We start from the raw sequence: 9,263 nt of genomic DNA, 5'->3' as shown, positions 1-9,263 counted from the left end.
GCTTACTTTTGAATAGGAATAGCAACGACCATTATAAAGGATGTGAGCCGTTCGTGCGAATCCTCATCTGTATGTGATTTTAAGCTTTCTGAATCAGTTCTAAAAAGTCGATATTGGAGCGTGTGGAAGATGGAATAATTCCCTGCTGGACGACTTCGCCAAGCGTATATTGATCAAGACTTTGATAAAAGCATTCTAACGCTTGGTCTAAAATCCCTTTCAGTCCACAGTTGGCACGAAGTACACAAGGGGGGGTATTACACTCTACAATTTGATGATTACCTTGTAAGGTTCGAACAATCGCACCCAGTTTTAGATTCTTGGCTTCTGGGTTGAGACGCAAGCCGCCCCCTTTACCACGAATGGTTACAATCCAGTGTTGTTTACCCATGAAGTGGACGACTTTAACCAAGTGATTTTGCGATACATGCAAGTCTTCTGCGATATCTGCAATCGTATAAGGTACATCACTCGGACGAGCGACATACATCAGAATTCTGAGTGCATAATCAGTAAACTTATTGAGTTGCATGTGGTTTCACTCAATCTAGTGCAAGAAATAGAAAGGGCTAGTCTAACATAGACTAGCCCTATGCAAAATGTAGGATGGGTTAGCTAAGTTTAACGCCACCTGTGCCAAAGGCTTCACTGTGAATGTTTGCAGCAGGAATACCACGAGCAACTAAGGCTTTATGCTGTTCTGCCATAAATGGCATTGGACCACATAAATAATAATCTGCATTGCTTGGTAATAACGCAGTATCTACAAGACTTAAATCAAGACGGCCCGCTGCATCATAATCTTCGCCAAGAACGTCATCTGCATGTGGAAATTCATAAGCAGTGAATGTACTTAAACGTGGATATTTAGTTTTGACATCTTGAATATGTTTCTTCATTGCATGCACTTGGCTACTACGGCAGGCATGAATAAAGTTGACGGGTTGTGGCATGTCCAAAGTCACTAACTGATTCAGCATGGCAATCATTGGTGTTAATCCAACACCACCACTAATAAATACATTACGTTTAGTGCTATCAATCAGATAGAAATTACCTGTTGGTGCAGATACTTCAATTTCTGAACCTTCAGCTAAACCATGCAAGGTACTGGATACCCAGCCGCCAGCGAGCTCGCCTTTTTCATCTTCGCGTTTAACCGAGATGCGTAAATAATCTGCTTGTGGGCTTGTTGAAAGTGTGTATTGACGCGGTTGTCTTAAATTCAATTCGGGTACAAATACACGGACGGAAATATATTGACCCGCTTCATATTTTGGCAATGTGCCACCATCTACAGGTGCAAGGTAGAACGAGGTAATCTCATCACTTTCTACGACCTTCTTGGCAATTTTGAAATTACGCCAACCTAGCCAACTCCCTTGAGTTTGTTGGTGTTGATCATAAATGGCTTTTTCGGTGCTGATAAATAGGTCCGCCAATTGACCATAGGCGGCAGCCCATGCACCAATCAATGGGTCTTCCATTGAAATGTTCAGGACTTCACTAATCGAGTGCAAGAGGTTTTCACCGACAATCCCGTAGTCAGGTGATTGAATATTTAAACTGACATGTTTATGCGCAATCATTTCAACCACAGGTAAAAGCACAGAAGGGTCTTCGATATTTTCTGCATAAGCCAGAACTGCGCCCGCTAGTGCTTGGGCCTGCGCACCACTACGTTGATGACCCATGTTAAAGGTTTCTTTTAATTCCGGATGATTGCCCAACATACGGTTATAAAAGTATCCAGTCAGTGCAACACCATTTTCGCGTAATACAGGAACTGTGGCTTTTACTAGGTCAATTTGCTGTGGAGTCATGTTTGATCTCTCTTGGCTATTACTTTATAAGATGTATTTAAAATATATCTTATAAAATGCATTTGCAATGCATATTTAAATAAAAGCCATAAAAAAATTAAGGGATAATAAATTATCCCTTAATTTACAAGTAAGTGTGGATTTATTTTTTACCGAATAATGAGCCCAGTAAGCCACGGACAATTTTCTGTCCTGTAGAGCCACCTAAACTACGCGCTGCACTTTTTGCAAAAGTACCTACGATATCTTGAGTAAGTTTTTCACGATCTCGCTGTGACTTTTCTGCAGCTTTTTGCTGTTCGCGAGCAAAACGTTCTTGTTCTTTGGCCTGTTGCTTTGCCAGTGCTTCCTGTTCTTTATCTTGCTGTTTTGCAAGCTGATCAGCTTCTTTTTGCTGAGATTGTTGTAGCACTTTCTTTTGCAGCATTTCATAGGCACTGTCACGATCAACAGCCTGGTCGTATACACCCGCCACAATACTTTGCCCAATAATCACTTGCCGTTCTTCAGGAGTGATTGGGGTAAAGGAGGAGTAAGGAGGCATGACCCAACCGCGTTCCACGATTTGTGGTGTCCCTTGTTCATCTAGACAGCTGATCAAGGCTTCACCGACCGCAAGTTCGGTAATGGCTTGGTCGACTTTAAACTCTGGATTGGCGCGGAAGGTATCTGCTGCGGTTTTCACTGCTTTCTGATCTTTGGGAGTGAACGCGCGTAAGGCATGCTGTACGCGGTTACCAAGTTGACCTAATACACTTTCTGGCAAATCCAGTGGATTTTGAGTGATGAAGTAAATTCCGACACCTTTAGATCGAATCAAACGAACCACTTGTTCAATCTTTTGCTGTAAAGCAGGGCTGGCATTGTCAAACAGTAAATGCGCTTCATCGAAGAAGAAGACCAACTTCGGTTTATCCATATCACCCACTTCAGGCAATTGTTCAAACAGTTCTGACATCATCCAAAGTAAGAATGTGGCATAAAGCTTTGGCGTGTTCATCAGCTTGTCAGCAGCCAGGATGTTGATATAACCATGACCATTGGTGTCAGTCTGAATGAAATCGAGGATATTTAGGCTAGGCTCACCAAAGAATTGCTCACCTCCCTGATCGCCCAAAGCCAATAAATTACGTTGAATTGCTCCGAGGCTCGCTGGAGAAAGGTTGCCATATTCAGCTTTCAGTTCGGTTGCATTTTCACTGACATAGGTCAGCATAGCTTTCAGATCTTTAAAATCGATCAGCAGTAAACCTTGGTCATCTGCAACACGGAATACGGCTGAAAGCACACCCTCTTGCGTGTCATTTAGATTCAGCATTTGCGCCAGTAATAGAGGACCGATTTCTGAAATGGTGGTGCGAATGGGATGGCCTTGCTGACCGAATAAATCCCAAAAAATAACGGGTGAAGCGGCAAAAGGAATTGCATCCAATTGTAGGCTTTTCAGACGCTCATCAAATTTAGGATTGCTACTGCCTGCTTTGGCGAGGCTAGAGACATCGCCTTTGGCATCTGCAAGGAATACCGGCACACCAAGCCGAGAAAAGCTCTCGGCTAATACTTTCAGGGTAACCGTTTTACCTGTACCAGTTGCACCCGCAATCAAACCGTGTCGGTTTGCAAATTTAGAATGTAAAACAATATCTTGTGTTGTATCTGTGGTTTTTTTCGCAATAACGATTGGTGTACTCATTCTTCACCTGTTGTTCAATATCATTCGAGCTGTTTTAATGCGTTTTGAATATCTTGGATTAAATCTTCTGGATGTTCTAGTCCTATACAGAAGCGAACCAATAAACCTTGTTGTAAATGTGTATTTTCCAAAGTTCGCATGTGTTTTAAATCGTAAAGCATCGCTAAGCTCACTGGCCCACCCCAACTAAATCCGAGTTTAAACAATACTAAGCTGTCGCAGAACTTTCGGATCGCGGCCAGATCATACTCTGGTTTGAAAATAACACTGACTAAGCCTGCACTTTTGCCAGTACTGCAAATTTCTGCCCAGAATTGATGGCCTGCCGCATTAGGATCGCTTGGGTGGAGGACTTGGTTAAACTGTGGTTGTTGTTTTAACCAATCCAGCAGGATGAGCGCACTTTGTGCTTGCTGTTCATAGCGCAGTGACATATGTGCCAAACTGCGTTGAATTTGTGCAGTATCATCGCCGGAGATAGAAATACCCTGGATTGCGTGCATACGATACAGCTTATGGTGCAGCTGTTGATCACGTGTAACTACTGAACCCATTAAGATATCGCCACCGCCACTTGGGTATTTGGTCAGCGCATGTACGCTAATGTCGATTGCTAAATGTTCATTAGAGAAATCAAAGGCATTGAAGGCGAGTCCTGCACCCCATGTATTATCCAGTGCGGTTAATACATTCGCCTGTTGCGCTTTTTTAACCAAATTTTTTAAGTCAGGGAATTCTAAAGTGACTGATCCCGCTGCTTCGAGCCAAATCAATTTGGCTTTTTCAGTCGGTTGAAAGCTATTGGCATCAATTGGATTATAAATTTTAACCGTGATGCCATAACGATCTTGCAGATTATTTAAATGCTCAAGATTGGGGCCATAAATATTATCAGCGACCCAAACCTCATCACCTGAACTTAAAATGGCACTATTCACGAGATTAATCGCAGATAAGCCGCTTGGTGCAAGTAAGCAATAACGACCGCCTTCAATCTGGGCAATGTTGTCACCTAGTGTGAAAGTGGTAGGAGTGCCATGAGTACCGTAACTATAATCATAAGCATCGGTCCAATGACGGTCAAAAAGGTGCGCCGTACTTTTAAAAATAATCGTTGATGCACGAAACAAGGGAGGTTGAACGGTTGCAATGTATTGCGGGGCTTGGCGTGGTGCATGAATCAGATTGGTTTGTGCTTTATTGTGTGTTGTCATGGTGCGTGGGCTGAATGAATATAATGACTTAGGTTAAGAGAAAATCAACAAAGCCGCTAGTGTTGCGCTGCTTTTGTACAGAATCGGTACGGATTAATACGATTGCTCAAAACTGGCTTTATTTTTGCTAAGACTAATTATCATTCTAACTACAAATAGGTTTTAGCGCATGAAGTCGCATTTAAGAGTACATTATTTTCAGCACATTGCTGGCGAAGGTTTTGGCAGTTGCTATGATTTTTTAAAAGCACATAAAGCAAAAATTACCGCAACAGAGTTTTTTGCATTACCCGTCGATTTGCCATTGGAATTGGAGGCCTTACCGCGAGTAGATGAAGTTGATTTGCTGATTATTATGGGAGGAACCATGAGTGTGAATGATGAAGCAAATTATCCTTGGTTAAAGCTCGAAAAAAGATGGTTGCGGCGTTATTTAGCTGCGGGTAAACCTGCCATTGGATTGTGTTTAGGGGGGCAGTTGATTGCCAATGCCTTGGGGGCAGCCGTAAGCCGCAATCAGTACCAAGAATTAGGTTGGATGGATGTGGGTCGTGCATCGCATGTGCCAGAGGATTATTTTCAGATTCCAGAACAATTGAATATACTGCAATGGCATAGCGAAACTTTTGAAATTCCAAAGGGTGGGGTGCGCTTAGCCGAGAATAAAGTCTGCCGAAATCAAATGTATCAGATTGGGCGTAATGTTCTTGGGTTTCAGTTTCATCCAGAAATGACACCACAGACATTGGCACTCTTGATTGAGAATGAAGAAGATATGGCGGTTTTTAATGGCGAATATGTACAACCAATATCTGAATTAAAAAGAACGATCAAAAGTAAATTTGAACAGGGAAATCGTTTGCTGAATCAAGCAATCGATTATGTCGTGAGTGCATAACCGGATTGATTGCTTAAAAAATAAAAAGAAGAATTGCATAAGACTTAAACAATCGTTATAATGAGCGACCCTCAAATGGAGGGCGTTTACTACGAAGAAAGTAGTTAACGCATTACAGTCGTGGCATCGATCATGACCTTAGTGATTTTCACTGCCCTTGACACTTACCAGAATGGTGAGGTGCGTCATGGGTGATTCTTTATATATTTGGCTTGGAGTTTACTGGTATGTCTAACCAGAGAATTCGTATCCGTTTGAAGTCTTTTGATCATCGTCTGATTGATCAATCTGCTCAAGAGATCGTAGAAACCGCTAAGCGTACTGGCGCACAAGTGTGTGGTCCAATTCCGATGCCTACTCGCATCGAACGCTTCAACGTTCTTACTTCACCACACGTCAACAAAGACGCTCGTGATCAGTACGAAATCCGCACTTATAAGCGTTTGATCGACATCGTTCAACCAACAGATAAAACTGTTGATGCATTGATGAAGTTAGATCTTGCTGCTGGTGTTGATGTTCAGATCGCTTTGGGTTAAGGCTTTCGGTTGATTAACTTTATAAGTTAATTAGGCCGCTTTTTTAGAGGTTTATGCACATGGCTATTGGTTTAGTCGGTCGCAAATGTGGTATGACTCGCGTCTTTACAGATGCTGGTGTATCTGTACCTGTTACAGTTATCGAAGTCGATCCAAACCGCATTACGCAAATCAAAACACTTGAAACTGATGGTTATCAAGCAATTCAAGTAACTACTGGTGAACGTCGCGAATCGCGCGTAACTAACGCTCAGAAAGGTCACTTCGCGAAAGCGGGTGTTGCTGCTGGTCGTTTAGTTAAAGAGTTCCGTGTTACTGAAGCTGAGCTTGAAGGCCGTGAAGTGGGTGCTTCTATCGGTGTTGATCTGTTCACAGTTGGTCAAATTGTTGACGTAACTGGTCAGTCAAAAGGTAAAGGTTTCCAAGGTGGTGTTAAGCGTTGGAATTTCCGTACGCAAGATGCTACTCATGGTAACTCTGTATCTCACCGTGTATTAGGTTCTACAGGTCAAAACCAGACTCCTGGTCGCGTGTTCAAAGGCAAGAAAATGGCTGGTCACTTAGGTGACGAACGCGTAACAGTTCAAGGTCTTGAAATTGTATCTATTGACGCTGAACGTTCTGTTTTAGTTGTTAAGGGTGCTATTCCTGGTTCAACTGGCGGTGACGTTGTTGTACGTCCTACCATCAAGGCCTGAGGGGAAATACTGTGAATTTAAAAACTGTTTCCGGCTCTGCTGTTGAATTGTCTGAAGTTGCTTTCGGACGTGAATTTAACGAAGCTCTTGTACACCAAGTTGTTACAGCTTACTTAGCTGGTGGTCGTCAAGGTACTCGTGCTCACAAATCACGTGCAGATGTTTCTGGCGGTGGTAAAAAGCCATTCCGTCAAAAAGGTACTGGTCGCGCTCGTGCGGGTTCTATTCGTAGCCCTATCTGGGTTGGTGGTGGTAAAACTTTTGCTGCTCGCCCACAAGATTGGTCTCAAAAAGTAAACCGTAAGATGTACCGCGGTGCAATGCAATGTATCTTAGCTGAACTTGTTCGCCAAGATCGTCTTGTATTAGTTGAAGAGTTTGCTGTTGCAGCTCCAAAAACTAAAGACTTGCTTGCAAAACTTACAGACTTGAATGCAACTCGCGCATTGATCATTACAGATGCTGTAGATGAGAACTTGTATCTCGCAGCTCGCAACCTTCCACACGTTGATGTGGTTGATGCTACTGCTATTGATCCTGTTAGCTTGATCGCATTTGATAAAGTTGTAATGTCTGTAGCTGCTGCTAAGAAAATTGAGGTAGAACTCGGATGAACAACGAACGTATCTATCAAGTCCTATTAGGACCAGTATTCTCAGAAAAAGCACAAGTTTTAGGTGATACTGCTGGTGTTCAAGTGTTCAAAGTTGCATTAAATGCAAACAAACTTGAAATCAAGAAAGCAGTTGAGCAGCTCTTTGGTGTTGAAGTTGTAAAAATCAATACAACGATCACTAAAGGTAAAACAAAACGCTTTGGTAAAACATTAGGACGTCGTTCTGATGTGAAAAAAGCATACGTCACCCTGAAAGCTGGCCAAGATGTAGAAATGGCTGACTTGGGCGATACCGCTGAAAACGCAGCGGAATAAGGACGAGAATTATGCCAATTCAAAAATGTAAGCCAACGTCTCCAGGACGTCGCTTTGTAGAGAAAGTGGTTCATGACCATCTTCACAAAGGCGCTCCTTATGCACCGTTGGTAGAAGCTAAAAAACGTACTGGTGGTCGTAATAACAATGGTCACATCACTACACGTCACGTGGGTGGTGGTCATAAGCAAAACTACCGTATTGTTGACTTTAAACGTAACAAAGACAGTATTCCTGCGACTGTAGAGCGTATTGAATACGATCCTAACCGTACAGCTCATATTGCTTTATTGAAATATGCTGACGGTGAGCGTCGTTATATCATTGCGCCTAAAGGCCTACGTGCTGGTGATAAAGTTCAATCTGGTAACGATGCTCCAATTCGTCCAGGTAACTGTTTGCCACTTCGTAACATGCCAATCGGTTCTACCCTTCATAACCTTGAACTTAAAATCGGTAAAGGTGCTCAATTAGCACGTTCTGCTGGTACTTCAGTTCAGTTGTTGGGTCGTGATGGTTCTTACGCTATCGTTCGTTTACGTTCTGGTGAAATGCGTAAAGTCCATGTTGAATGTCGTGCTGTAATTGGTGAAGTTTCTAACCAAGAAAGCAACCTTCGTTCATTGGGTAAAGCTGGTGCTGCGCGCTGGCGTGGTATTCGTCCTACCGTTCGTGGTATGGCGATGAACCCAGTAGACCATCCACACGGTGGTGGTGAAGGACGTAGTAAAGGTATTCAACCTGTAAGTCCATGGGGTCAAAAAGCTAAAGGGTACAAGACACGTACCAATAAGCGTACGACTAAGATGATTATTCGCGACCGTCGCGTCAAGTAAGGGAATCTGAATAATGCCTCGTTCATTAAAAAAAGGTCCATTCGTCGACGCGCATTTGTTCGCTAAGGTTGAAGCTGCTGTAGCTGCTAACAACCGTAAGCCGATCAAAACTTGGTCACGTCGTTCAATGATCCTTCCAGACTTTGTTGGTTTAACAATTTCTGTTCACAATGGCCGTAACCACGTTCCAGTAATTGTTACTGAACACATGGTTGGTCATAAATTGGGTGAATTCGCGCCAACTCGTACCTATCGTGGTCACGGTGTTGATAAGAAGTCTAAACGTTAATAGGTGCTATGATGGAAGTAACTGCTAAATTACGCGGTGCCGCTATCTCGGCACAAAAAGCACGTTTAGTTGCTGATTTGATCCGTGGTAAGTCGATTGCGCGTGCGATAGATATTTTAAACTTCAGCAATAAGAAAGCAGCTGTGCTCGTTAAAAAAGCATTAGAATCTGCAATCGCAAATGCTGAACACAACAACAGCTTAGATGTTGATGACCTTAAAGTAACTACGATTTACGTTGATGAGGGCACTAGCCTTAAACGTATCATGCCACGTGCTAAAGGCCGTGCAGATCGTATTACTAAGCGTACTTGTCACATCACCGTTAAGGTAGGGGTTTGAT

Annotated in this window: 12 protein-coding genes; 8 read left to right on the top strand and 4 right to left on the bottom strand. The window is 42.8% G+C overall.

Going from position 1 to position 9,263, the window contains the following annotated elements; genetic code table 11:
* Nucleotides 1-79: 79 nt before the first annotated feature.
* The 4 genes from F909_RS14580 to F909_RS14595 all read right to left on the bottom strand — a co-directional run bounded on the left by F909_RS14580 (nucleotide 80) and on the right by F909_RS14595 (nucleotide 4,730).
* Nucleotides 80-532 carry an RrF2 family transcriptional regulator gene (locus F909_RS14580; RefSeq protein ID WP_005147145.1) on the bottom strand — a complete coding sequence of 151 codons (453 nt, stop codon included), beginning with the start codon at nucleotides 530-532 and terminating at the stop codon, nucleotides 80-82.
* A 79-nt stretch (nucleotides 533-611) separates the two neighbouring features.
* Nucleotides 612-1,823, bottom strand: coding sequence for an NO-inducible flavohemoprotein (gene hmpA, locus F909_RS14585; RefSeq protein WP_005147143.1), 1,212 nt, complete (start codon nucleotides 1,821-1,823; stop codon nucleotides 612-614).
* A 142-nt stretch (nucleotides 1,824-1,965) separates the two neighbouring features.
* Nucleotides 1,966-3,516, bottom strand: a complete 1,551-nt coding sequence (locus tag F909_RS14590) for a helicase HerA-like domain-containing protein (RefSeq protein ID WP_005147142.1) — start codon at nucleotides 3,514-3,516, stop codon at nucleotides 1,966-1,968.
* A 20-nt stretch (nucleotides 3,517-3,536) separates the two neighbouring features.
* The gene (locus F909_RS14595) at nucleotides 3,537-4,730 is read right to left on the bottom strand and encodes a PLP-dependent transferase (RefSeq protein ID WP_005147138.1); all 1,194 of its coding nucleotides are present in this window, start codon (nucleotides 4,728-4,730) and stop codon (nucleotides 3,537-3,539) included.
* Between the two features lie 169 nt (nucleotides 4,731-4,899).
* Between F909_RS14595 and F909_RS14600 the strand changes: the two genes are divergently transcribed.
* The 8 genes from F909_RS14600 to rplV all read left to right on the top strand — a co-directional run bounded on the left by F909_RS14600 (nucleotide 4,900) and on the right by rplV (nucleotide 9,262).
* Nucleotides 4,900-5,628, top strand: coding sequence for a type 1 glutamine amidotransferase (locus F909_RS14600; protein WP_005147134.1), 729 nt, complete (start codon nucleotides 4,900-4,902; stop codon nucleotides 5,626-5,628).
* A gap of 227 nt (nucleotides 5,629-5,855) precedes the next feature.
* The gene (rpsJ, locus tag F909_RS14605; RefSeq protein WP_000070912.1) at nucleotides 5,856-6,167 is read left to right on the top strand and encodes a 30S ribosomal protein S10; all 312 of its coding nucleotides are present in this window, start codon (nucleotides 5,856-5,858) and stop codon (nucleotides 6,165-6,167) included.
* 59 nt (nucleotides 6,168-6,226) lie between these two features.
* Nucleotides 6,227-6,865 (top strand): 50S ribosomal protein L3, encoded by a 639-nt coding sequence (gene rplC / locus F909_RS14610; RefSeq protein ID WP_004775888.1) that lies wholly within the window; start codon nucleotides 6,227-6,229, stop codon nucleotides 6,863-6,865.
* Nucleotides 6,866-6,876: 11 nt separating this feature from the next.
* Entirely contained in the window at nucleotides 6,877-7,479 is a 603-nt protein-coding gene (gene rplD / locus F909_RS14615) for a 50S ribosomal protein L4 (protein WP_004804113.1), read from the top strand.
* Complete coding sequence (gene rplW, locus F909_RS14620; RefSeq protein WP_004641070.1) at nucleotides 7,476-7,796, top strand: 50S ribosomal protein L23; 321 nt, start codon at nucleotides 7,476-7,478, stop codon at nucleotides 7,794-7,796. Before rplD ends, rplW begins: the two co-directional genes overlap by 4 nt.
* Nucleotides 7,797-7,807: 11 nt before the next feature.
* Complete coding sequence (gene rplB / locus F909_RS14625; protein WP_004804114.1) at nucleotides 7,808-8,632, top strand: 50S ribosomal protein L2; 825 nt, start codon at nucleotides 7,808-7,810, stop codon at nucleotides 8,630-8,632.
* A gap of 13 nt (nucleotides 8,633-8,645) precedes the next feature.
* Nucleotides 8,646-8,921 (top strand): 30S ribosomal protein S19, encoded by a 276-nt coding sequence (gene rpsS / locus F909_RS14630; RefSeq protein ID WP_004775885.1) that lies wholly within the window; start codon nucleotides 8,646-8,648, stop codon nucleotides 8,919-8,921.
* Nucleotides 8,922-8,932: 11 nt separating this feature from the next.
* A complete protein-coding gene (gene rplV, locus F909_RS14635) occupies nucleotides 8,933-9,262 on the top strand; it encodes a 50S ribosomal protein L22 (RefSeq protein ID WP_005147130.1) in 330 nt (109 codons plus the stop codon).
* Nucleotide 9,263 lies beyond the last annotated feature (1 nt).

Origin of the sequence: Acinetobacter sp. ANC 3929 (genome assembly GCF_000369405.1) — a bacterium.
In the GTDB taxonomy this organism is placed as follows: domain Bacteria; phylum Pseudomonadota; class Gammaproteobacteria; order Pseudomonadales; family Moraxellaceae; genus Acinetobacter.
The sequence above is the reverse complement of the archived record's forward strand: the minus strand, read 5'-3'. Positions and strand labels throughout refer to the sequence as shown.

Bases quoted from the DNA above. Each gene is read 5' to 3' on its own strand.
- F909_RS14580 (WP_005147145.1), bottom strand. From the start codon at position 532: ATGCAACTCAATAAGTTTACTGATTATGCACTCAGAATTCTGATGTAT.
- hmpA (WP_005147143.1), bottom strand. From the start codon at position 1,823: ATGACTCCACAGCAAATTGACCTAGTAAAAGCCACAGTTCCTGTATTA.
- F909_RS14590 (WP_005147142.1), bottom strand. From the start codon at position 3,516: ATGAGTACACCAATCGTTATTGCGAAAAAAACCACAGATACAACACAA.
- F909_RS14595 (WP_005147138.1), bottom strand. From the start codon at position 4,730: ATGACAACACACAATAAAGCACAAACCAATCTGATTCATGCACCACGC.
- F909_RS14600 (WP_005147134.1), top strand. From the start codon at position 4,900: ATGAAGTCGCATTTAAGAGTACATTATTTTCAGCACATTGCTGGCGAA.
- rpsJ (WP_000070912.1), top strand. From the start codon at position 5,856: ATGTCTAACCAGAGAATTCGTATCCGTTTGAAGTCTTTTGATCATCGT.
- rplC (WP_004775888.1), top strand. From the start codon at position 6,227: ATGGCTATTGGTTTAGTCGGTCGCAAATGTGGTATGACTCGCGTCTTT.
- rplW (WP_004641070.1), top strand. From the start codon at position 7,476: ATGAACAACGAACGTATCTATCAAGTCCTATTAGGACCAGTATTCTCA.
- rplB (WP_004804114.1), top strand. From the start codon at position 7,808: ATGCCAATTCAAAAATGTAAGCCAACGTCTCCAGGACGTCGCTTTGTA.
- rpsS (WP_004775885.1), top strand. From the start codon at position 8,646: ATGCCTCGTTCATTAAAAAAAGGTCCATTCGTCGACGCGCATTTGTTC.
- rplV (WP_005147130.1), top strand. From the start codon at position 8,933: ATGGAAGTAACTGCTAAATTACGCGGTGCCGCTATCTCGGCACAAAAA.